General features: G+C 55.7%; 23 protein-coding genes. 11 read left to right on the forward strand and 12 right to left on the reverse strand.

From position 1 onward, the window contains the following. Window positions 1-108: 108 nt before the first annotated feature. The 4 genes from cyoE to ACN0RL_RS01205 are packed head-to-tail and all read right to left on the reverse strand — an operon-like array spanning window position 109 to window position 3,501. Window positions 109-1,029: a heme o synthase gene (gene cyoE, locus ACN0RL_RS01190; RefSeq protein ID WP_417512833.1), complete on the reverse strand. Its 921-nt coding sequence runs from the start codon at window positions 1,027-1,029 to the stop codon at window positions 109-111. Continuing rightward, the gene (locus ACN0RL_RS01195; protein WP_417512835.1) at window positions 1,026-2,156 is read right to left on the reverse strand and encodes a COX15/CtaA family protein; all 1,131 of its coding nucleotides are present in this window, start codon (window positions 2,154-2,156) and stop codon (window positions 1,026-1,028) included. The genes cyoE and ACN0RL_RS01195 overlap by 4 nt, the downstream gene beginning before the upstream one ends. 27 nt (window positions 2,157-2,183) lie before the next feature. Continuing rightward, window positions 2,184-2,834 (reverse strand): hypothetical protein, encoded by a 651-nt coding sequence (locus ACN0RL_RS01200; protein WP_417512837.1) that lies wholly within the window; start codon window positions 2,832-2,834, stop codon window positions 2,184-2,186. Next, window positions 2,815-3,501 (reverse strand): SURF1 family protein, encoded by a 687-nt coding sequence (locus ACN0RL_RS01205; RefSeq protein ID WP_417512839.1) that lies wholly within the window; start codon window positions 3,499-3,501, stop codon window positions 2,815-2,817. The genes ACN0RL_RS01200 and ACN0RL_RS01205 overlap by 20 nt, the downstream gene beginning before the upstream one ends. A gap of 104 nt (window positions 3,502-3,605) precedes the next feature. Between ACN0RL_RS01205 and ACN0RL_RS01210 the strand changes: the two genes are divergently transcribed. Beyond that, window positions 3,606-3,809, forward strand: coding sequence for a twin transmembrane helix small protein (locus ACN0RL_RS01210; protein ID WP_417512841.1), 204 nt, complete (start codon window positions 3,606-3,608; stop codon window positions 3,807-3,809). 18 nt (window positions 3,810-3,827) lie between these two features. Here ACN0RL_RS01210 and ACN0RL_RS01215 read toward each other — a convergent pair whose 3' ends face one another. From ACN0RL_RS01215 to coxB, 4 genes are read right to left on the reverse strand one after another with little or no spacing between them, the layout of a single operon-like run. Then, window positions 3,828-4,715: a cytochrome c oxidase subunit 3 gene (locus ACN0RL_RS01215; protein ID WP_417512843.1), complete on the reverse strand. Its 888-nt coding sequence runs from the start codon at window positions 4,713-4,715 to the stop codon at window positions 3,828-3,830. Window positions 4,716-4,731: 16 nt separating this feature from the next. Then, window positions 4,732-5,322 (reverse strand): cytochrome c oxidase assembly protein, encoded by a 591-nt coding sequence (locus ACN0RL_RS01220; protein ID WP_417512845.1) that lies wholly within the window; start codon window positions 5,320-5,322, stop codon window positions 4,732-4,734. Window positions 5,323-5,334: 12 nt separating this feature from the next. Next, on the reverse strand, window positions 5,335-6,918 hold the full coding sequence (gene ctaD, locus ACN0RL_RS01225; RefSeq protein ID WP_417512847.1) for a cytochrome c oxidase subunit I: 1,584 nt from the start codon (window positions 6,916-6,918) through the stop codon (window positions 5,335-5,337). A 57-nt stretch (window positions 6,919-6,975) separates the two neighbouring features. Continuing rightward, on the reverse strand, window positions 6,976-8,100 hold the full coding sequence (gene coxB, locus ACN0RL_RS01230; RefSeq protein WP_417512849.1) for a cytochrome c oxidase subunit II: 1,125 nt from the start codon (window positions 8,098-8,100) through the stop codon (window positions 6,976-6,978). Window positions 8,101-8,307: 207 nt separating this feature from the next. Here coxB and ACN0RL_RS01235 point away from each other — a divergent pair, with 207 nt between their 5' ends. From ACN0RL_RS01235 to ACN0RL_RS01270, 8 genes are all read left to right on the forward strand, one after another. Then, window positions 8,308-9,636, forward strand: a complete 1,329-nt coding sequence (locus ACN0RL_RS01235) for an MATE family efflux transporter (protein ID WP_417512851.1) — start codon at window positions 8,308-8,310, stop codon at window positions 9,634-9,636. A gap of 190 nt (window positions 9,637-9,826) precedes the next feature. Next, on the forward strand, window positions 9,827-10,477 hold the full coding sequence (locus ACN0RL_RS01240) for a hypothetical protein (protein ID WP_417512853.1): 651 nt from the start codon (window positions 9,827-9,829) through the stop codon (window positions 10,475-10,477). A gap of 50 nt (window positions 10,478-10,527) precedes the next feature. After that, entirely contained in the window at window positions 10,528-11,193 is a 666-nt protein-coding gene (locus ACN0RL_RS01245) for a methylamine utilization protein (protein ID WP_417512855.1), read from the forward strand. Then, on the forward strand, window positions 11,193-13,550 hold the full coding sequence (locus ACN0RL_RS01250) for a putative bifunctional diguanylate cyclase/phosphodiesterase (RefSeq protein ID WP_417512857.1): 2,358 nt from the start codon (window positions 11,193-11,195) through the stop codon (window positions 13,548-13,550). The genes ACN0RL_RS01245 and ACN0RL_RS01250 overlap by 1 nt, the downstream gene beginning before the upstream one ends. Beyond that, entirely contained in the window at window positions 13,547-14,446 is a 900-nt protein-coding gene (locus tag ACN0RL_RS01255; RefSeq protein ID WP_417512859.1) for a DUF3034 family protein, read from the forward strand. Before ACN0RL_RS01250 ends, ACN0RL_RS01255 begins: the two co-directional genes overlap by 4 nt. A 2-nt stretch (window positions 14,447-14,448) precedes the next feature. Continuing rightward, complete coding sequence (locus ACN0RL_RS01260) at window positions 14,449-14,898, forward strand: group I truncated hemoglobin (protein ID WP_417512861.1); 450 nt, start codon at window positions 14,449-14,451, stop codon at window positions 14,896-14,898. A gap of 67 nt (window positions 14,899-14,965) precedes the next feature. Continuing rightward, window positions 14,966-15,196 carry a DUF1653 domain-containing protein gene (locus tag ACN0RL_RS01265; protein ID WP_417512863.1) on the forward strand — a complete coding sequence of 77 codons (231 nt, stop codon included), beginning with the start codon at window positions 14,966-14,968 and terminating at the stop codon, window positions 15,194-15,196. Window positions 15,197-15,311: 115 nt separating this feature from the next. Continuing rightward, entirely contained in the window at window positions 15,312-16,634 is a 1,323-nt protein-coding gene (locus tag ACN0RL_RS01270; protein ID WP_417512865.1) for a Na+/H+ antiporter family protein, read from the forward strand. 473 nt (window positions 16,635-17,107) lie between these two features. Here the strand turns inward: ACN0RL_RS01270 and ACN0RL_RS01275 are convergent, their stop codons facing one another. Then, the gene (locus ACN0RL_RS01275; protein WP_417512867.1) at window positions 17,108-17,362 is read right to left on the reverse strand and encodes a YheV family putative zinc ribbon protein; all 255 of its coding nucleotides are present in this window, start codon (window positions 17,360-17,362) and stop codon (window positions 17,108-17,110) included. Between the two features lie 57 nt (window positions 17,363-17,419). Next, entirely contained in the window at window positions 17,420-19,465 is a 2,046-nt protein-coding gene (gene prlC / locus ACN0RL_RS01280; RefSeq protein WP_417512869.1) for an oligopeptidase A, read from the reverse strand. 223 nt (window positions 19,466-19,688) lie between these two features. Between prlC and ACN0RL_RS01285 the strand changes: the two genes are divergently transcribed. Together ACN0RL_RS01285 and ACN0RL_RS01290 are read left to right on the forward strand one after the other, a co-directional pair. Continuing rightward, on the forward strand, window positions 19,689-20,225 hold the full coding sequence (locus ACN0RL_RS01285; RefSeq protein ID WP_417512871.1) for a gamma carbonic anhydrase family protein: 537 nt from the start codon (window positions 19,689-19,691) through the stop codon (window positions 20,223-20,225). Between the two features lie 84 nt (window positions 20,226-20,309). Continuing rightward, entirely contained in the window at window positions 20,310-21,857 is a 1,548-nt protein-coding gene (locus tag ACN0RL_RS01290) for a sulfatase (RefSeq protein ID WP_417512909.1), read from the forward strand. An 8-nt stretch (window positions 21,858-21,865) separates the two neighbouring features. Here the strand turns inward: ACN0RL_RS01290 and ACN0RL_RS01295 are convergent, their stop codons facing one another. Continuing rightward, the gene (locus tag ACN0RL_RS01295) at window positions 21,866-22,165 is read right to left on the reverse strand and encodes a PA4642 family protein (protein WP_417512873.1); all 300 of its coding nucleotides are present in this window, start codon (window positions 22,163-22,165) and stop codon (window positions 21,866-21,868) included. Between the two features lie 31 nt (window positions 22,166-22,196). Beyond that, window positions 22,197-23,030 (reverse strand): flagellar motor protein MotB, encoded by an 834-nt coding sequence (locus ACN0RL_RS01300; protein ID WP_417512875.1) that lies wholly within the window; start codon window positions 23,028-23,030, stop codon window positions 22,197-22,199. Window positions 23,031-23,034 lie beyond the last annotated feature (4 nt).

Below are 23,034 nucleotides of genomic sequence, written 5' to 3' on the forward strand. Positions count from 1 at the left end.
AGCGACAGTAGGAGGGGTGCCTTTTCCGCCGGGAAAAAATGTCTGAGCGCAGCGAGTTGTTTTTCCCAGAGGAAAAGGCACCCCTCCTGCTGGCGCGTATGCACCAAATCAGAAAAACACAAAGTGATCTACAAGAAGTACCACAAACAGGGCCATCAGGTAAGTGATGGAGTACTTGAAAGTGTTGAGTGCAACCCGGCGATCATCGCCTTTTAACAGGCGTATGGCGTAGTGGAGGAAGCGCAGACCAAGGGCCAGGGCACCGGCCAGATAAATCCAGCCAGACATGCCTGTGACAAAAGGTAGCAGACTGACAGCCAGCAACATCAACGTATAAAGCAGAATGTGCAGTTCGGTGTATTTGTTGCCATGGGTCACTGGCAACATCGGGATTCCTGCCTTTGCATATTCTTCTTTGCGGTGGATCGCCAGGGCCCAGAAATGCGGTGGCGTCCAGGCAAAGATGATCAAAACCAACAAGAGCGCATGGCCTTCCACCTGTCCGGTTACTGCCGTCCAGCCCAGTAGCGGCGGCATAGCTCCGGCAAGGCCACCAATCGTAATGTTCTGGGGCGTCGCACGCTTCAGAAACAGGGTGTATACGCCGGCATAACCCACCAGAGAGGCCAGAGTTAGCCAAGCGGTCAGGTGATTCACCTGCCACATCAATACTACCATGCCAACACTGGCCAGCAGGGCTGCAAACACGATCGCTTCCACCGGGGCGATTTTACCGGTGGCCACAGGGCGCTTGCGGGTGCGGGCCATCACTGTGTCTATCTTCTGGTCGACTACGTGGTTGACCACAGCTGCGGCGCCGGCAAGGAAAGCAATACCAAGGTTACCCCAGATCAGCACGCTCAGGCCGGGTAACCCGGGTGTTGCCAGTAACATGCCAATGGCCGATGTCAGGATCATCAAAGCCACAACGTTGGGTTTGGTCAGTTCCAGATAATCCCTCCAGGAAATGGCCCGTGCGGGCTGGATAGTCATATTCTGGGCCGGCAGTACGTCCACTTGCTCACTCATGCCGTCATCTCCTGGTGCATTATTGTTGTATGTGTTGCTGTTTCAACCCGCGCCTGCATCGGCAGTTGGGAGTACTTCCAGATCAGATAAATCACCGACAGCAGAAGCCCGGCGCCCATGGCGTTGTGAGCAACTGCAATTGGCAGGGGAATATAGAACATAACATTGGCAAGGCCGAGCGTAATCTGGGTCGCAAGCGCGACAGCAACCAGCCCCACCGGGCCGCGCAATTGTCGGTCATTGTCCCGGCGCCAGATCAAGGCCAGCAAAACTGCAAAGTAAGCCAGTACTACCAGGGCACCTACCCTGTGGGTTACGTGAATCGCTACCCGTCCGTCTGCTGTTAACTGCCCACCCAGATAATTCGGGCCAACGTGTTGGGTAATATCAAAGCCGTGCTGGAAGTCCATGCCTTCTGGCCACCACTGGCCCTGACAGGTTGGTAAGTCTGTACAGGCAACAGCCGCGTAGTTTGCAGCCGTCCAGGCGCCCAGCGCGATTTGCATAATAATCAGTAGCAAGCCGCCAAAGATCCAGGGCCGAAAACCCGCGAGGCTGCCAGCCGATGCCTGTAGCTTCACCGATGCCGAGCACACTGGTTCCGGAGCCTCTGCCTGATCGGCTGAGAACTTGCGCAGGCGAAGCACCAGTAATGTGAGCAGGCTCAAAGTAGTGAACCCCCCAAGAAGGTGGAGAGCAACAACCTGGGGCCAGAGCTTCAGAGTAACTGTCCACATCCCGAAGGCCCCTTGCAGAAGGATGAAAGCAGCAATAAACAGAGGTAGTTTGAAAGGCACACCGCTCCGGCGCTGGCGCACCGCGCTCGCGGCGAGACCAAACACCACCAGCCCCAGAGCACCGGCGGCGTAACGGTGGATCATTTCCGGCCAGCCTTTGGCCACATCGACTGGCGTGTCCGGAAACCGGGCATTGGCAATCGCGATGTGTGATTCGCTTTGAGGCACGGTCAGGAAGCCGTAACAACCTGGCCAATCGGGGCACCCCAGGCCCGCATCAACCAGACGGGTCCAGGCACCCAACATGATCACCACGACGGCAAGAAGCACTGAAAATGTCGCCCAGTTCACCATGGCTCTGGCTTTTGGCGGGCAGTCTGTAGATAACATGCTCAAAGCGACTCCTCCGGGACAGCCTCAGCCGACCTGTGACAGTTTGAGCAGGTGCTTCAGATCCTTGAGCATGTCCTTGCCAGAATTTTCCGGACCATAATGCATCATCACGTTTCCAAACGGGTCAATCAGCATAATGCGCGGCTCGGTTTCCGGGCTGATCCCCGCGGGCCAGGCCGGTGTTGTGCCGGGCACGGGCCTCAGGCGCTCCATCAGCCGGTATTCGGTAGGCCAGCGTGCTGCCAGATCCCCGGTAATACCGCCCAGCACTGCTGCTCTGGATACACGGTTGGCGTTTTTACCCAGCGCAATATTGGCTTGCCGGGCCAGATAGAGCAGCTCCTCACAACGACTGTCGCACTCACCCGCTGCAACCACGAGCAACCACTGGGGGTCAGTCTGGCCCGCGCTGAATCGCTTTGCCAGCGGCTCGCCGGAAAGCGTCTCAAGATTAAGATCCGACACAGACACCGTCGGGCTGATCAGAACGCCCTGATTAGTGTGTCCGGCCGGGTTCAGCCAGCCGGTATAGAACATCACTGTGGCCAGAATCATTGGTCCGAAGCCAAGGGCAAACAACAGAATCGCGGTGCGTCGACCTCTGCGGACCTGCTCGGGAGTAGGACCTTCTGATTCTTCCTGTTGGGGTATCCGGTTAGCCATTGTCATTGTCATTATTGGCTCCTGTCTTTCGATAACTCGCTATTACACTCAATATAGCCAGCACAAGGGCAAGCGTAAACCATTGTGCCGCATATCCGTAATGAGTCTGGGGGCCCATAAGATCCGGTTCCCAGTCGGCACGGTATGCTCCCGGCTGCTCGTTGTCCTGCAGGCGGATAATCGCCTCAGGCAGATTCGCAATCTCAACTCTCGCAACCGGCCAGGAAAGCATCTGTACCCGCCGGGGCCAGCTTTCTGACTGCACTGACTTGCTGGACAGAACCGGCGGCTCCGGGTACTGGCTTATCCTGCCAGCCAGACTGAATAGTCCTTCCGGGGGGGTTATATCCGGTAATTCGTTTCGCGTTCTCGGGGCTGCTATCCAACCTCTGTTCACTATAACGGGTGGACCCTCAAGCGGGTAAAACGCTGTCAGCACCTCGTAACCGGCAATCCCGTCGCGAGTCCGGTTATCCAGTAACCAGCTGCGTTCGCCAAACAGCCCGGTAACCGTAACCGGCCGGCCGACCTCCAGCCCGCTGACCACCAACTCAGGCCAATCAAGGTTCTGAGCTTCCTGTTGCCACTGCTCAAGCACGACCTGTTTTTCTTCCGCCCGGTTCAATTGCCAGAGGCCCAGGCCAATCAACAGCGGCAAAAATGCGCCCGTGAATAACATTAACCGCCAATCCACGTGCCATTGACGAGGATGTTTCTTTGCCTCAGTCATGGTCTGCTATAGTAAAACCGGCTGTCACCAGAACAAAAACCAGAGACCTGTTTATGCTCAAAGCCCTTATTATCTTTCTCATGCTCGCCGTCATGGCCAGTCTTTTCAGCGGGCTGTTTTTCCTCATCAGAGATGGCGGCAAAACCAATCGGGTGGTGAATTCTCTCGCGGTACGGGTAGGACTGAGCGTACTGCTGCTAGCTGTTATTCTTCTGTCGCTATGGCAAGGGAGCCTGACTCTGCATCCGACTCCCTGAAGAAAAGCCCTTGTTGCGTCAGATGACATATACAAACACGAACAGTCCCAGCCAGACCACATCCACAAAGTGCCAGTACCAGGCCGTTGCTTCAAACCCGAAGTGGTTATCTGAGGTGAAATGCCCCTTTTGAATACGAACCAGCATGATGATCAGCATCAGGGTGCCCAGCATCACGTGAAAACCATGAAAACCGGTGAGCATGAAGAAGGTGCTGCCGTATATACCGGACTGAAGCGTCAGGTTCAGATCCTGGTAGGCGTGCATGTACTCTTCCGCCTGCAGAAACAGGAACACCAACGCTAACACTATTGTTGCCACCAACCAGATTTTCAGTTTCTTCCGGTTGTCCTCTTTGAGTGCATGATGGGCAACCGTCACAGTAAAGGATGACGTGACAAGAAGAACGGTGTTTATCAGCGGCAAACCCCAGGCACCAATCACTGACTTGGGTGCAGGGAAGGCTTCGGGATCCGGGTTGTTGATTAATGGCCAGGTTGCCTGAAAACCCTCCCAGAGCATGTTAGAGCTGCCCCTGTCGCCTTCACCCCCGAGCCAGGGCACAGCGAAGACGCGGGCGTAAAAAAGAGCGCCGAAAAAGGCCGCAAAAAACATGACTTCCGAGAAAATAAACCAGCTCATACCCCAACGGAAAGAACGGTCCATCTGGGCGCTGTAAAGCCCACTGCGGCTCTCTTTGATTACGCTGCCAAACCAACCGAACAGCATATAGATCATGATCAGTGTACCGACACCGAATATCATCCAGTCGCCGCCCGTGCTCTGGCCCTGATTGCTGCTGACCATAATCGAGGCCGCCCCGAAGAGCATTACCCCCATGCCCACCGTCGCAACAATGGGCCATTTGCTTTGTTCGGGAACGTAATAGGTCTGAAAGTCCGCCATAGCAATCTCCGATGGCTTATCCGTTATTGATTGTTGTTGTTTTCAACGCAGCAGCCTGCGATTCGCCCTGGTCATAAAGCGTATAGGACAGCGTCAGTTTGGTAATGTGGCTGGGCAAATCCCGATCCACAATAAAAACCAGAGGCATTTCTGTGTTTTCGCCAGCCGCCAGTGGCTGCTGGTTGAAACAGAAACACTCCGTTTTATGGAAATACAAAGTCCCTTCCGATGGCGACAGGCTCGGAACCGCCTGCCCCACCATATCCCGGTCGGTCGGGTTCTCGGCATAGAAGTTTACGGTGATAGCCTCGCCGGGATGAACCTCGACACTCCGGGCAACCGGACGGAATATCCAGGGCATATCCGGCCCGTTTTGGGCCAGAAACTGCACTTTGATCGTGCGGTTCATGTCAGCTGTTGTGCGCTCCGTAGACTCGTAGCGGCCACTGGTCTTGCCATTAATGCCCGTGATTTCACAGAAAACGTCGTACAAAGGCACCATGGCAAAACCAAAGGCGAACATGCCAACCACGCTGGCGAGACACCAGCCTACAACCCTGGAATTACTGGGTTTGGAGGCCGCGTTATTTGCCGGTTGCTCAGCCATGTCGCCAGTCTCCTATTTGACCTCAGGCGGAGTGGAAAATGTGTGGTAAGGCGCTGGTGAAGGTACCGTCCACTCAAGCCCCTCGGCGCCTTCCCAGGCCTTGGCAGCTGCTTTTTCACCGCCTCTCACACACTTGACAACAATCAGCAGGAATAACAGCTGAGTTGAGCCGAACATGAACGCCCCAACGCTCGACACCATATTGAAATCGGCAAACTGCAGAGCGTAATCCGGAATTCTGCGGGGCATTCCTGCCAGGCCCAGGAAATGCATGGGGAAGAAGGCCAGATTCATGCCGACAAACGACAACCAGAAATGGGTTTTCGCGAGGGTTTCGTCATACATATGGCCGGTCCACTTGGGCAACCAGAAGTATGCTGAAGCGAAGATGCCGAATATGGCACCCGGCACCAGGACGTAATGGAAGTGAGCAACCACAAAATAGGTGTCGTGGTACTGGAAGTCTGCAGGGGCAATCGCCAGCATCAGGCCGGAGAAGCCGCCGATCGTAAACAGAATCACGAAGGCAATGGCGAAGAGCATGGGGGCCTCAAATGTCAGCGAGCCCCGGAACATGGTGGCCACCCAGTTAAACACCTTCACCCCGGTGGGCACCGCAATCAACAAGGTGGCATACATGAAGAACAATTGCCCCGCCACTGGCACACCTACCGTAAACATATGGTGCGCCCACACCAGGAACGACAGCAAAGCGATCGCTCCCACGGCGTAAACCATCGAAGCGTAACCAAACAGCCGCTTGCGCGAAAACGCCGGAATAATATGCGATATAGCACCAAACGCCGGCAGGATCATGATGTACACCTCCGGATGCCCGAAGAACCAGAACACGTGCTGGAACAGAACCGGGTCACCGCCACCGGCTGCATTGAAGAAGCTGGTGCCAAAGTTGATGTCCATCAGCATCATGGTCACCACGCCCGCCAGTACCGGCATCACCGCAATCAACAAGAATGCTGTGATAAGCCATGTCCATACGAACATGGGCATTTTCATCAGGGTCATCCCGGGCGCCCGCATGTTCAGGATCGTGGCGATTACGTTAATAGCGCCCATGATCGACGATACGCCCATAATATGGATGGCGAAGATAAAGAAGGTTGTGCTCGGCGGCCCATAAGTGGTGGATAGAGGAGCGTAGAACGTCCAGCCGAAGTTGGGTGCACCGCCCTCCATGAACAGGGTTGATACAAGAATCAGGAAGGCACAGGGCAACAACCAGAAGCTCCAGTTGTTCATCCTCGGTAGCGCCATATCCGGTGCGCCGATCATCAGTGGCACCATCCAGTTCGCCAGCCCCACAAACGCCGGCATTACCGCACCAAAGACCATGATCAGCCCGTGCATGGTGGTCATCTGGTTGAAAAATTCCGGCTGGACAATCTGCAAGCCCGGCTGAAACAGTTCAGCCCGGATAACCATTGCCATGGTGCCCCCGAGAAGGAACATGGCAAAACTGAATATCAGGTACATGGACCCGATATCCTTGTGGTTGGTGGTCAGCAGCCAGCGGCTGATGCCACTGGCCGGGCCGTGATGATGATCCTGGGCGTGGGTATCTGCAACCGCACTCATTAAAACCCCCGTTACCGCCAATTATTGTGGCTGGTGATAGCTGTTATCTGGCGTTGTTTACTGTTCGTTCTTGTAGTCGAAGATTTCTTTCGGCGTGACCATGTCACCAACGTTGTTACCCCAGGCGTTACGCTCGTAGGTAATGACGGCCGCAAGATCTGCTTCACTCAACTGGCCGCCGAAGGCCTGCATTGCTGTGCCAGGCTTGCCGTTCACCACAATATCTATGTGTGCGGCTATATCCCCCACAGCAATGGCGCTGCCCTTGAGTGCCGGAAATGCGGGTGGAACGCCACTGCCATCCGCCTGGTGACAGGCGGCACAGGCGGTAGCGTAGGCTTTTTCGCCCCGCTCCATCAGCTCTTCCATGGTCCAGTCTTTCTGGGTCAACTCACGCTCTTTCTCGGCCGCGGCTTTCTGTTCGGCAACCCAGGAGTTGTACTCCTCTTCAGGCACTGCCTTGACGACCACCGGCATAAAACCGTGATCTTTGCCGCACAGCTCGGTGCACTGGCCGCGATAGGTGCCGGGCTTGTCCACGCGGGTCCATGCTTCGTTGATAAACCCGGGGATTGCGTCTTTCTTGACGCCAAAATCCGGAACCCACCAGGAGTGGATCACGTCGTTTGCCGTCAACAGGAACCGAACCTTTTTACCGACTGGAATAACCATGGGGTTATCCACTTCGAGCAGATAGTTTTCGCCTTTGACCTGCCTGTTTCTGATCTGGTCAGAGGGTGTAGACAGGTTGGAAAAGTAGCCGAAATCCTCATTGATATATTCGTACTGCCACTTCCACTGGTAGCCGGTTACCTTGATGTCTATGTCCGACTCAGTGGTGTCATACATGTCTATCAGAGTAGTCGTGGCAGGAATCGCCATGATGACAAGAATAACAAGCGGTATAGTCGTCCAGAGAACCTCGACGAGCGTATTTTCATGAAAGTTTGCTGGTTTGGCGCCCTGGGACTTGCGGTGGGCGAAGATAGACCAGAACATGATTCCGAAAACTACGACACCAATGGCAACGCAGATCCAGAAAATGGTCATGTGAAGGTCAAAAATGTCGTTACTGGTACCGGTCACCCCGGGGGTCATGTTTACCGTCCAGTCCGCCAGGGACAGGGCGGGGAACGACAGACCACCTAACAGGGCACCTGCCCGCTGAGCGTGCACGCGCATACTGTGTCTCCACAGAGTATTATTCTTGTCGGATTTTGCGTTATCCCTCTGATTTTTTTACCGGTGCTCTCGCGTTCACCGGATAAGTCAGAGTGAAAGCCTGCTTATAGATACCTCGTGAAGCAGTATAGACACAGATCAAAAAAACACTAAAAATTGACTAAATCTAAATAACCTAACCGTGGATTTTTAATAAGTAAATCGAATATGACGTTCAGATTGTCACTGACAGACCGGCGTTTGTGGGCCCTGGCGTGGCCTCTTATGCTCACCAACCTCACGGTTCCTTTGTTGGGGCTGGTGGATACGGCCGTACTGGGACACCTGAAAAGCCCCGAATACCTTGGCGCAGTGGCTGTTGGCGCCAATCTGTTCAGCATCCTGTACTGGACCTTCGGCTTCATGCGCATGGGTACAACGGGGCTCGCAGCGCAGGCCTGGGGCAAGCGCGACAGCTTCAGTCAGGTTGCCCTGCTGCTGCGCTCAGTGATGCTGGCGGTAGGTATCGGCTTGCTGCTCATTCTGTGCCATCAACCTCTGATCCGAACCGGCCTGGCACTGATGAACCCCAGCCCGGGCGTTACCGAACTGGCCGCCGAATATGCCGCCTTAAGAATCTGGAGTGCCCCGGCGGTGTTATGCCAATACACGCTTGTGGGGTGGCTGATCGGCACTCAGTTTCCACGCGGCCCCATGATTATGCTGATTGTTGCCAACGGGCTGAATATTGTTCTGGATGTGCTGTTCGTCACAGTACTGGGCTGGAATAGCCGTGGTGTCGCCATTGCCACGGTGATTGCAGAGTACGGTGCGGCGATCATCGGGTTTGCCATTGTGCTGAGCCGTATGCCCGATGGACAAAGACTCACCCGGGAGTTGTTCGGGCAGCTTGCGGACTATCTGGCCATTCTTCAGGTAAACCGCTACATCATGGTTCGAACAATCGCGCTGCTTCTGGTGCTGGCATTCTTTACCGCTCAGGGAGCTCGTCAGGGCGACACCATACTCGCAGCAAATGCCGTGCTGATCACTTTTCTGCTTCTGATTTCAAATGCCCTGGACGGCTTTGCCAATGCCGCCGAAGCCCTGATCGGAGAATCCGTTGGCCAGAACAGTAAACGGCGTTTCTTTGTGGTGTTTCGATGCGCGCTGCGCTGGTCTCTCTGGGGTTCACTGTTGCTGACCATTGTGTTCGTTGTGGGTGGTCGCGGCCTGATCGCCCTGCTGACCGGCATTGAAGGAGTGCGCACCACAGCCTGGCAATATCTGCCATGGCTGTGGCTGCTGCCTTTTGCCTCAGTCTGGGGGTTCCTGTTCGATGGCGTATTCATTGGCGCTACCCGCACCCGCGACATGCAGAACACCATGCTGTTCTCGGCGCTGGGCGTTTTCGCACCTGTGTGGTGGCTGACGACAGGCTGGGGCAATCACGGGCTCTGGTTTTCTCTCATTTGCCTGATGCTCGCCCGCGCCGCAAGTATGGGCTGGCTATGCTGGTCTCACACCCGTAACGATCGGTGGTTCAGCAATCGATAGCCGCGGAGCAACAGTTAACAATATGTGACAGTCCGGAAATCGCAGCTCACTGAATCTCGTCTACACTTGTCAGAAATGACGGGCGCTTCGTGGTAGTAAAGAGCCGCAACCTGGTTTGCCCGGTTATCCATTGCCCGTTACGGGAGGCCCCTTGCGACCTCAACTTGTTCAGACAACGGCATGCCCCCAAATGACGCCACAGGCAGTCCTAGAGATCATTGACCATGCGCGGCGCAATGAGGCCCGCTCAGGAACTTTCCTTCGGCAGCTGCATGAGAAAGCAGCGGCATTGCCGTCTGCTGTCACAATTGAGGGGTTTAAGCCGGCAAACTGCCTTTTCCAGTTTGCCATCGAATACATCGAAATGGCCCCGAGGCTCATTGAATGCGTGGATGCCTGCGCGCGCGAAGCAGGCACTGCGCAGCTGTTTGATCCGTTTGTTAAAGCAGCCATCGGTTACTTCACCGAGCCATCGGCTTTGCTGGTGCGCTATGCCGGGCTGGATGGGCTTCTGATCCGGGCATACCTTTGCCATCGTCTGATGGAAGAAATGCACGAAAATAATCATTCGATCAGAACCGGAGGACTTGTCGACATCGAAGCAACTCGTGCTAACCTGCTGGTTCACGAGCTTATTGGCGAGCCCTTCGCAAACGAACTGGACGATTCAATTACCGTAACGGTGCTGCAGATTGCCGGCACGCCAGACTATTACGAGCTGAACCTCGACCCCTTTGTTGAACAGGTAAACAATGACGCCTGGAATTGGATGCGGCACTATTGGGAGAACCTATTGATCCGTAATAATATCCGCTTTTCTCTGGGCTCTGGCCTGGCCTGATTCCACTTTGCCCCGAAAGGTTCTGCGTCATTGAAAGGTTCATAGCAATAATGAAGAAAAAAACGGTCTTGCTGCTGCTTTGTTGTCTGCTGCCAACTTCTGCTTTCTCAGATGAGCTGACTGTCAGGGTTCAGCTTGCTGATGGTGCCGGCCCAGTGACCGGAGCCGTGGTGTATATAAAGGATGCAAGCCGGGTAGCTCCCTTGCGGGCAGAAGTGATTCAGAAAGACCGCATGTTTCACCCTCACATATCGATCCTGCCCGTAGGCTCCAGCGTGGATTTCCCCAACCGGGACAACACTCAGCATCACGTTTATTCTTTCTCGCCGGCAAAAACCTTTAATCTCGAACTATACGCTGGCAGGCCCGAAGCTCCCGTTGTGTTTGATCAACCCGGCATTGTTGAGCTTGGCTGTAATATTCACGACCACATGCAGGCGTTCATTGTGGTAGCCGATACCCGCGCTATCGGGCAAACCAACGAGCAGGGAGAGGTAACGCTCGCGCTGGACTTCGGCGCCTCGCAGACACCCGGTTCCCTGAACCTGAACATCTGGCACCCCCGTTTGCCGGATAACACCAGGTCTGTGGTTCGGGAAATCGATGGCGCCAGCCTGGCAAACGCGACTACAGAAACCGTCAGCATTGAACTGAAGCCAGAGCCGCGCCACGAAGGCCCTCTGGACCACCTTCAGAAGCGCTTCCGGGAGCTTTGATGGCCAACTGGGCGAACCGCATAGGGTTCCGCGGCCGGCTGGTTACGGCCATGGTCGCGCTGGTTGCTCTGGTGAGCCTGTTGATCGGCGCGTTGTTGATGGTGTACCTGTTCGAAGATGAAAAGCTTCGGGCGCTGGAACAGCTCAGCATAGCCGAGCGTCTGACTAACGAGGTGATCGAGCGCCGCACCGATCTTGAGCTCTCCCGCCTGAGTGTCGTTGTACGAGATTTCGGCTTTCGCTCTGCCATCGCCAGTGGCGACCCTGCAACCCTCAGCAGTGCTCTGGAGAACCACAGCGGGCGCGTCGGGGCCGATTTTGCAATGCTGCTGGACAATCAGGGAAGGCTTCTGGCATCAACGCTGCCCCGTGCTCTGCCCGGTAATGCGTTCACGCAACTCACCAATGCCCGCAGAAACGGGGCAGATCGCTCACTCCTGACCATTGACCAGCGCGGCTACGAGGTACTCGTTGTTCCCGTGGAAGCGCCCGGATTGCGGGCATGGCTGGTCGCCGGCTTCGAGATGGATCAGGAGCTGGCAAATGTCATCGCCAGGCTCAGCGGCAGTTCTGTCATTTTCCGCTCAAACGCGAACAATCCAGACGGGTTCACCAGCTTTGCAGCTTCTTCCGATATCGTCAGCGCCGACGAGCCGGCGCTTATCAGGTCTGCAGGCGGCCAGAACTTCATCGAAAGCAACCGGTACTTCACTCGCACGCTGAACCTTGGCGCTTCCGGCCAAGGTGTCTTCGAAACGGTTCTGATGATCAGCCGGGAAGCCAGCCTGCAGAACTACTACAGCCGGGCTCTGGAAATTGTCCTGCTGGTCACAGTAATCATGGTATTTGCCATAATACTGGCACTGCTGACGGCGAGGTATCTGGGCCGGCCCGTACTGCAGCTTGCCCACTATGCCAGGGCCGTCGGGCGAGGAGATAACCCGCAAGCTCCCGACATTCGATCCGGCGGTGAACTGCGCGAGCTCCGCAACGCGCTGCGCGATACACTTGCCCGGCTCACTCGGCGCGAAGCGGAAATCCGCCATGCCGCAACACACGACGAAGTAACAGGGCTAAGCAACCGTAGCGCCCTGATGCAAGCGGCGAAGGATGGCTTTCATGCGGAAGTATCCTGCAGCTTGATTGGCCTGCGCGTAAGCGACCTTTCCAATATCAACGATACCCTCGGCATCGAGTTCGGCGACAAAGTCCTTCTGGGCCTCTCACAACGGCTGCGGGATGAACTCCCGGATGCCAGCATAATTGCACGCACCGGTGGCGGGGAGTTCCTCGCACTGGTTCCGGAGCAAAACCCCGAGACGCTGACGCAACGGGCTCTGACGTTACATAACGCCGTGGAATTGCCCCTGGACGTCGGCAATACTCCGTTTTCTCTGCGCGCTAACCTCATAACACTGCAACTGCCTGCCGACGCCAGTCAGACCAATGAACTGAGAAGGCGGGTAAACCTTACCTTTGAACAGGCCCTGCAACAGGGTGCTGCGGTCACAAAATACGAGCCCGGGCGGGATGAAAACCACCTGCGCGAACTCAAGCTGGTCTCCGATCTGCACAGCGCCGTTCGCCACGGTGGCCTGCATATGAACTATCAGCCCAAACTGGATAGTCGCACCGGCCAGTTACTCCAGGTGGAGGCTCTGGTGCGCTGGATCCACCCCGAGCTTGGCTTTATATCACCGGAAGAGTTCATCTTCCTGGCGGAGCAGTCGGGGCAGATCAATGATCTTACCGATCATATTCTGCAACGGGTGGCCGATGATGCCCGAGCCTGGTTCAACGCAGGCCTGGATGTAGGCGTTGCGATCAACCTTTCCGCAATGGACCTGACCTGGCCGGCGCTCACCGAACGCATAACAGGCATTTTTGCAGGCTGGCACCACAGCATGGAGCGCATCACTCTGGAAGTAACAGAAAGCGCCCTGATGGACGACCCGGTAGAGGCAATGGCGACACTGAATCGTCTGCGGGATCTGGGCGTCACCCTTTCTGTTGACGACTTTGGTACCGGTTATTCATCACTGTCGCAGCTGCGCAAACTGCCCGTTCAGGAACTTAAAATAGACAAATCCTTTGTGCTCAGGCTGAATGCCGAACCTCAGGACCAGCTGATCGTAAAATCCACCATCGATATGGCCCATGGTCTTGGCCTCAAGGTCGTCGCAGAGGGTATAGAAAACCTGGAAACCTGGAAATTGTTGCAGAGCTGGGGCTGCAACGTCGGCCAGGGTTTCTATCTGAGCCGTCCGGTTTCCAAAGATGACCTGATACAAACTGCCGCAGCCATTGCAGAGCGTCAGCAGGAGCTGGCCGACACTATGCCGGAGCATTCTTCATGACACGTTTTTCCACCAAATCGGGTGCAGCAAGGTTCGCGCCTTTGCTGGCCCTCGGGCTTCTTACTACGCCCTTGGCCATGGCGGATGTTGGAAGCCGCATCTGGGCAACCGGCGGCGTTACTACCATTGAAGGCAGTGCAGGTGGCGGGCTGGTGCCGTGGGCTCTGCTTGGAAGTTACGCCAGCGATGAAGAGTGGGGCGGCACCCTTGCCGTGAGCAGAGCCGAAGTGGACGACTACACTCTCTCCGTCACGGGCGCCGGCCTGAACTGGAAAAACCGGATTGAAGTTACCGTCGCGCGCCAGACTCTGGATCTCGACAGCCTGGTATTCACTCTCAAAGATGGCTTCGGGCTGGAGCAGGATGAACTCAATCAGGACATCTTCGGCGTGAAAGTGCGGTTGGCGGGTGACGCCCTCTATAGCCCCTGGGGACAATGGTCTTTGGGCGCGCAGTACAAACGGCAACGGGATTTCACTGTACCGGAGGCCATCGGCGCGCGGGACGACAGTGGCACGGACGTTTATTTTTCTGGATCGAAAGTATTTTTTGCCGCTGTATTTGGCCGCAACCTGCTGGTGAACGCCACCGTGCGCGGCACCCGTGCCAATCAGGGTGGGCTGCTGGGCTTTGGTGGCGACCTGAATAACGGCTACGAAGTCATGGCTGAAGCCGGTGTCGGTGTGTTTATTAACCGGCAATGGCTGCTGGGCACAGAGTACCGGCAGAAGCCGGATAACCTGAGTTTTGCCCGTGAAGAAGACTGGTGGGACGTGTTTGTTGCCTGGGTACCGGATCGTCGGCTCGCGGTGACTGCGGCCTTCGTCAATCTGGGGGATGTCGCAACCCTGACCGATCAGCAGGGTGTATATCTGTCTCTGCAGGGGAGTTTCTGACAATGCGTCTGAGCAAAACAAAGATTTATGTGACCGCACTCATGATTACGGCAGGCCTCCTTGCGAGCGGCTGCCAGAGCCTTCACAGCGAGCCGGACAACAGCCTGTACCTGCAGCTTGGTGAGCGTGCCGGTATCGCTGATGTGGTGGAAGACCTGCTTTACCTCATCGTGGATGACGAACGCATCAATGAACAGTTCAAAGGTATGGATGTTGCGCAGTTCCATCGCAACCTTACCGATCAGTTGTGTGAACTCAGTGGCGGCCCCTGTCAGTATTCCGGGCGCGAAATGCGCGAACTGCATGCAGCCATGGGGATTACAGATACCCAGTTTAACGCTCTGGCGGAGAATCTTATTCTGGCCATGGAAGATAACCAGGTGCCAACAGCGGCACAGAACCGTCTGATCAAGCAGCTGTTACCTCTTTACCCGGATATTCGCCATCTATGACAATTGGTATGAGTGAAAGCCGGAAACAACCAGAATCGGGAACGATATGACGAGGCACGACACCGGAATGACTGAAAAAAAGAACGAGATCCGCCCGGGCCGCTATCGGCACTACAAGGGCAAGGATTACGAAGTAATCGACATTGCCCGCCACAGCGAAACCGAAGAAAAACTGGTGGTCTATCGTTGCCTTTACGGCGACTACAGCCTTTGGGTCCGTCCTCTCAGCATGTTCCGCGAAACCGTAAACGTTGCAGGGGAGCAGGTTCCACGTTTTGCGCGTATTGATAAAGCCTGACCGTTACACAAGCCCTTTGACTAAGCTTGCCAATTACTGCAAATTACCGCGTTTTCATGATTCCTGCTTTCACAAGAAGGCTGGATAACCCACTACGCGTACCCGGAGTTTCCCCATGAATGCCGTCGTTGCCGCGGTGCTGATCATGCTCGTGCTGAGCCTGGCCCGCATCCACGTTGTTGTTGCCCTTATCGTAGGCGCCGTCTCCGGCGGCCTGATCGCCGGACTGTCCCTGGAAGCCACCATTGAAGCGTTTAACAACGGTCTGGGCGGCGGTGCCACCGTCGCTCTTTCATACGCTACCCTCGGTGCCTTCGCCGTCGCGATCGGCAAATCCGGCCTGGCCCACGCCCTGGCAGATAAAACCCTGGCCATGGTTGGCCAGCAGGAAAACAGCGCGGCGGCCAAAAGCGTACGCTACATGATCATCGGTGTATTGATCCTGATTGCCCTGTCGTCACAGAACATTCTGCCTATCCATATCGCATTCATCCCGCTGGTCGTTCCGCCCATGCTGTATGTGATGGCCAAACTGAAAATGGACCGCCGGCTCATTGCCTGTGCGCTCACCTTCGGTTTGATTACGCCTTACATGTTCCTGCCCATCGGCTTCGGCGGCATTTACCTGAATGAAATCCTGATGGCCAAAATCAGCGCCAACGGCGGCGAAACAGAGGGCCTGAGCGTTATGCACGCCATGGCACTGCCTGCACTTGGCATGCTCTGTGGTCTTCTGGTTGCAGTATTCTTCACCTACCGCGGCGAACGTGAATACAATCTGGAAGCCATTACCCGCACTGAGCGCGTAAACATTGCTTACAGCCCGCGCACACTGGTTATGGCCCTTGCCGCCATTGTCGTCGCCTTTGTGGTTCAGCTCTGGCTCGGCTCGATGATCCTGGGTGCGCTCGCCGGCTTCCTGCTGTTCAACCTTTCCGGAGTAGTGAAATGGAAGGAAGCAGACGACCTGTTTACCGAAGGCATGAAAATGCTCGCCATGATCGGCTTCATCATGATCGCCGCATCGGGTTTTGCGGAAGTAATGCGTGAAACCGGTGAAATCGCCACTCTGGTACAAAGCTCGGTAGACGTGATCGGCAACAACAAACCCATGGCCGCGCTGCTGATGCTGTTGGTGGGCCTGATGATCACCATGGGCATAGGCTCGTCTTTCTCGACCATCCCCATCATCGCTGCCCTCTACGTGCCGCTGGCACTGGAAATGGGCTTCAGCTCCCTCGCCATAGTGGCCCTCGTCGGCACCGCCGGTGCGTTGGGCGACGCCGGCTCCCCGGCCTCCGATTCCACCCTCGGCCCCACCGCCGGCCTGAACGTAGACGGCCAGCACAACCACATCTGGGATTCTGTAGTGCCCACGTTCCTGCACTACAATCTGCCGTTACTCGGGTTTGGGTGGTTGGCGGCTATGGTTCTTTAGCTTTGGAGTTGGCCTTCGTTTTGTAGCCTGCCGGTTTTGGGGGCTACGAGGTTACGGGGGTACTTTTCTTCTGGAAAAAAGCAACTCGCTGCGCTCAGACATTTTTTTTCCGCCAGAAAAGTACCCCCGCACCCTCTCGTTAAACGGTACAGATATCGTAGCGAAAAAATGGGGAAGGGAAGCGTTCTTGGCAACGGTTTTACAGCTGGCAGCTCTCAATACCTGAAACCTGAAACCTGAAACCTGAAACCTGAAACCTGAAACCAAACCATACTGAACGAACTGAACCTGAACCTCTTTATCTTTTAAACCGATCTATCTTCGAAGTAAGAACAAGAGGACGTGGGGAGATGTTTTTCTGCCGGGAAAAAAATGTCTGAGCGAAGCGAGTTGTTTTTTCCCAGAAGAAAAATATATCGCCGCGGCCTCGCACCCCGCCAAGCCAGTAGGCTACAGGCCGTAGTCTTTAATCCTCAGTCCTCAGAAGATCCGGCCTTAAAAAATACAACCTGCTTAACAGTATGATCGTCATCGTTGTCGCGCTTGTTAACCCGGGTCTCCAGCTCAGGCTCCGCAGGCTTCTCCGCATCCGATACCGCATCGGTAAAGCCACAAGCCACACACTCACGAATCTGCTCACCATCATCGTCGGTGAACATCATAATCTTGTCCATCTCAGCACAGCGGGGACAAACCGCACCCGCTATAAAACGTTTCGGGCTCGCCATAACGTAACTCCAGATTAAAGACTCCGGTGGCTATAACGACCACCGGAGAGGATTGGTTCAGGCCGCTTCGTCTGTGATGCCGGTCTGCTTCAGCAGAGCATCCACCTGCGGCTCACGGCCACGGAACGCCTTGAAGAGTTCCATGGGCTCCTGTGATCCGCCTTTTTCCAGAATGTTCTGCAGGAATGCACGCCCGGTTTCCGGGTCGAAGATGCCCTTTTCCTCAAACAGCGAGAAGGCGTCTGCGGCCAGTACTTCCGCCCACTTGTAGCTGTAATAGCCTGCCGCATAGCCGCCCGCGAAGATGTGCGAGAACGAGTTCGGGAAGCGATTGAACTCCGGCGACTCCACCACCGCGATGGTTTCGCGTACTTTGCGATGCATGTGCAGCGGATTGGTAGGGGCCTCTTCGGTGAATTCCGCGTGCAGACGGAAGTCGAACAGGGAGAACTCCAGCTGTCGCACCATGGCCATGCCGGACTGGAAGTTCTTGGCCGCCAGCAGTTTCTGCAGCAGATCTTCCGGTAACGGCTCTCCGGTTTCGTGGTGGCTGGCAATCAGCGCCAGCGAGTCGGGGTTCCAGCACCAGTTTTCCAGGAACTGGCTGGGCAGCTCTACTGCGTCCCAGGCCACGCCATTAATGCCCGAAACGTCCATGACGTCCACCTGGGTCAGCATGTGATGCAGCCCGTGGCCGAATTCGTGGAACAGGGTGGTTACTTCGTCGTGGGTGAGCAGCGACGGTTTGCCATTCACCGGCGGCGTGAAGTTGCAGGTGAGGAAGGCTACCGGCAACTGCAGCTGGCCGCGCAGGTTACGCCAGCGCACCCGGCAGTCTGCCATCCAGGCGCCACCGCGCTTGCCTTGACGGGCAAACAGATCAAGGTAGAACCAGGCAATCGGCTCGCCGTTGCGGCTGATGCAGTAGGCGGTGGCATCTTCGTGCCAGGTTTCCACTTCGGGTTTGGCTTCAATCTGTATATCGAACAGTTTCTCTGCTACCCGGAAAAGGCCAGGCACAACTTTGTCTGCCGGGAACCAGGGGCGGAGTGTTTCGGGCGAGATGTCGTAGCGTTGCTGCCGAAGTTTCTCGCTGTAGTAGCCCACGTCCCAGGCGTTCAGGTCGTCAAGGCCGTGTTCGTCTTTGGCAAACGCCTTGAGCTCGGCGAAGTCCTTCTCGGCAACGGGTTTGGATTTTGCCGCCAGCTCATTGAGAAAACCCAGAACTTCATCGGTATCACGGGCCATTTTGGTGGCCAGTGAGCGCTCGGCGTAATTATTGAAACCCAGCAGCTTGGCAAGCGCATGGCGGCGCTTGAGGATTTCGGCCATCACCTGAGTGTTGTCCCAGGTTCCCGCATCCGGCCCCATGTCCGAGGCTCTGGTAACGAAGGCTTCGTAGACTTCACGGCGGAGTTCGCGGTTGTCACAGTATGTCATGACCGGGAAAAAGCTGGGGAAATCCAGAGTGATCACGTAACCATCCAGCTCTTTCTGGCTGGCGGCCTGCTTCGCCCCTTCAATGGCAGATTCCGGTATGCCAGCGAGTTCGTCCACGTCGACGATGTGCTTGAACCAGTGCTGTGTGGCGTCCAGAACGTTGTCGCTGAAGCTGTTGGACAGTTCAGCCAGCTCCCGGGAAAGATCCGCATACTGCTTTTTCTGATCTTCCGGCAGGTCGACGCCCCCGAGGTGAAAATCTCTCAGCGTGTTGTGTATGGATTTGCGCTGAGCTTCGCTCAATTCATGGAAGTCCTCACGGGCCGCGAGCTTTTTATAGGCTTCGCACAGAGCGGTGTTCTGGCTGATTTCAGTGCTGTATTCGGTGAGCTTTTCCAGGCAGCTTTTGTAGACTTTGCGCAGGTCGTCGTTGTTCATAACACCGTTAAGGTGCGAAATGACAGACCAGGCGTTACTCAATTTATTTTCGAGTGACTGCATGGGCTGTGCCAACGTGTCCCAGTCAGGATCTTCGTTCTGGGCCAGGCTCGCAATTTTCATGCGGTTTTCGCTGAGAATCTGGTCAATTGCCGTTTCCATGTGCTCGGTGCGGACATGATCAAACTTTGGCAGCAAATCGTCTGTCAGTAACGGGTTATTCATGGATCCCCTTCTCAGCAATGAGTTGGTAAAGTAGCGTGACATTGTCAACGCTGGACTATCGGCTCCCGGAAGTGGAGTCCGGAGCAAAAGGCTTTCCAAAACACGCCGTAAATACGTCCATGTAGGCTCGGCTCCGCCATCCATGGCTCCGCACGGTTTTGGAAAACCTTTTGCTCCAGACGACCCAGATCCTGGGAATAATTTCATCTATCGAGTATATGTAATGACGAATGTACGTTCTCACAAGGGTACCACGCCAGATTTCGGAGCACGCACTCTGGTGGATCCCAGTGCCGTGGTTATCGGCGATGTTAAAACCGGTGACGATTGCTCCATCTGGCCGATGACTGTGGTGCGCGGAGATATGCACAGGATTCGCATCGGAGACCGTTGCAGCATTCAGGACGGTTCAGTGCTTCATATTACCCACGCCAGTGATTATAACCCCGGCGGTTATCCGCTCACGTTGGGCGACGATGTAACCGTCGGGCATAAGGCCCTGTTGCACGGCTGCACGATTGGTAGCCGCGTGCTGGTGGGGATGGGTTGTATCATTATGGATGGCGCGATCGTCGAAGATGAGGTGATTGTTGCTGCTGGTTGCCTGGTGCCTCCAGGGAAAACGCTCGAGTCCGGCCACCTTTACGTGGGTTCTCCCTGTAAAAAGGCGAGGGCACTCTCGGATAATGAACGCAGTTTTTTTGCATATACCGCTGCAAATTATGTCCGCCTCAAAGATGAGTATCTTGCCGAGGCCTGAGTGCACGACCCGAACTGTGGTCTGAACAGCAGTCCGACGGCGTATATCTTCGGTCCGTAATCCTTGCTGGAGAACGTGCGTGTGATGCTGTTCTGGTTGTTGCTTCTCAACAGTCTGCTCCTGATTCCGGCTCTCGCCTTGCCGGGAGCAATGCCCTGGCTATCGATTGAAGCAATCGCTCTTTGGGCGCTGCTTTGCCTTCTGCCGAGCCGCTACCGAAAGAATCGATTTACCATAACCCTGGCGATCATCTACAGCTCTCTGGCTTTCCTGGTTTTGGTGGATGCTCTGGTTCGCGAGAGCCTGGGCCGGGGGCTGAATCTGTATCTGGAAGCAGGGCTGCTGGGCGCTGCCTGGAATCTTCTGGAGACCAACCTGGGTTCATTGATAGCAGCCATGGCTCTGCTGCTTCTCTTGAGCTTTCTGGCAAGTCTGGGCTGGCTGTTCCATGTATGCCTGAAACGTCTTCAGCATCACTCATCTGGAAATTTCGGCAAACCGCTGTTGTTGGTGAGCGGCCTGGTCATTGCAGGCGCAATAACACCCTTTATCGGGAGTCCGGCGCTGGCATTCATGGCCAATCAAGCGTCCCTGATGACTCATACCCACCAGACGACCGAAGCTTTTGTCGAGCAACTTCGGAATCAGCCGGGGGCGGGCCGAACCCCCCAACCACTCCCACAGCTGGCCGGCAGAGATGTCATCCTGGGCTTTATTGAATCCTATGGTATATCTACCCTGACGGATGATCGCTATCGCGTGCTGATCGACCAGCGCCTGGCATTAATGGAGCAGGAACTGGATTCCGCAGGCCTGACCGTTGTGACCGGAAGGCTGCAATCTCCTGTCCAGGGCGGGCAATCCTGGCTCGGGCACCTCTCGGCGCTCAGTGGGCAATGGGTTCATAACCAGCTTGCCTACGAGACACTCCTCAGTAGCAGTTATGCCACCCTGATCGACGACTTTCGCAGCACCGGCCACAAAACTCTGGCGGTGATGCCAGCTATTTCCAAAGCCTGGCCGGAAGGCCGGCTACTCCGGTACGAGCACATCTACGATCATGATGATATGGATTATGAAGGGCCGGCCTTTAACTGGGTGACCATGCCGGATCAGTACACCTGGCGCTGGTTTCAGACACTGCGGGAGCAGACACCCGAACCACTGTTCGCCGAGCTGGCATTGATCAGCAGTCATGCTCCCTGGGTTCCGATCCTGCCCGTTGTGGAGGACTGGGGCAGCATTGGCAACGGGCGGATGTTCGACCGCTGGAAAGGCGCGGGAGAAACACCTGTGTCACTCTGGCGTGATCCGGACCGCGTCCGCAACCACTATGGCAAGGCGATAGACTATGCGCTGAACGTTGCCGGTGGTTTCGCAACCCGGTATGTAGAAGAGAACACACTGATGATTATTCTTGGCGATCATCAACCAGCCCCGCTGATAACCGGCGAGAACGCCAGTCGGGATGTTATTGTTCACATCATCAGCGGCGATCCCGCGCTGGTTGAACCGTTTCTGTCCGGCGAGCTGCCAGGATTCAAGCCCGGCACCAGGCCCGACCTCCAGACTGCCGGTGCGCCCATGAACCGGTTCCGGCCCTTTCTGCACCGGCACTTTGGCAATCTTTGAAACCGCACTCAGGCAGTTTTTCTGGCACCCGCGTTTTTCAGTGCGCGGGCATACTCCAGGCTTTTCCGGTGTTCGCCAACTCTATCCAGTATGGTTTCGCCGCTTGCATTCACCGCGTTGAGATCCCGTCCGGCGTCCACAAAGAAACCTACAAACCGTTCAAAATCTCCGGCTACCATCGCCTGATAAGCTTTAAGCAGTGTGGTGTAGTCCGAGCCGTCACCTTTGGATGGGGACACCAGAAAGCTTTTTACGCGCTCATCGCTCCACTCTTCGCCGATGACTTTGGGTTTATCCGGTCCGCTCATATTGGCTCTATCCTCATTCGTTAAGTTTTACTCAAGGCAGTATTTCCACCGGCAGGTCCCCGGTCGAGATGGATTGATCACATTCAGGATCACGAATGGCAATTTCAACCCGGCGGTTCAGCGCTCGGTTTTCAGCCGTATCGTTCGGAGCAAGGGGATTGGTTTCAGCACGGCCGGCGGCAACCACGCGTTCAGCCGGCACCTGTTGGCTCATAACCAGTTCATGCACCACGGAGACAGCGCGGGCTGCAGACAGATCCCAGTTGGAGCGGTAACGGCTGCTGGAAATAGGCCGGTCGTCTGTGTAGCCCGAAACCAGAACATCACCGGTACAGCCCGCCAGCACGCCTACTACGCGCTCGATGATAGGGATCATCTCAGGTTTGATGGCTGCCTCTCCGGAGCGGAAGGTAGCTTCCTCCGAGAACCGGATAACCACTTTGTTTTTATCGTAGTTAACGCTCAAAGCGCCGGCCGCCACTTCATTTTCCAGTTCACCGATCATTCTGGTTGCCAGGTCTATGACTCCACCGGAAATAACCGTGTCAGCAGATTCCGGCGCGCGCTCATCGATGAATTCAGGCTCACGCGCAGGTGTTTCGGTCGGTTCTGGCAGGGATACGGTATCTGATTCCACCAGGGTAATCGGCGAACCACCAATGCTGTCGGACAACACATTGGCAGAACCAAACGCTACAGACATGGAGTTCGCCATAGCTTTGTATTTTTCGATATCCATTTCCGCAAAGGATAACAACAGAATAAAAAACGTCAGCAGCAGCGTTGCAAGATCAGCAAAGGTAACGATCCACGCAGGCGTCTGGTTTTTCTGCCGGGGTTTGCCGGCTTTCCGGATCGTTTGCAAAACC

Source organism: Marinobacter sp. (genome assembly GCF_048259445.1).
In the GTDB taxonomy this organism is placed as follows: domain Bacteria; phylum Pseudomonadota; class Gammaproteobacteria; order Pseudomonadales; family Oleiphilaceae; genus Marinobacter.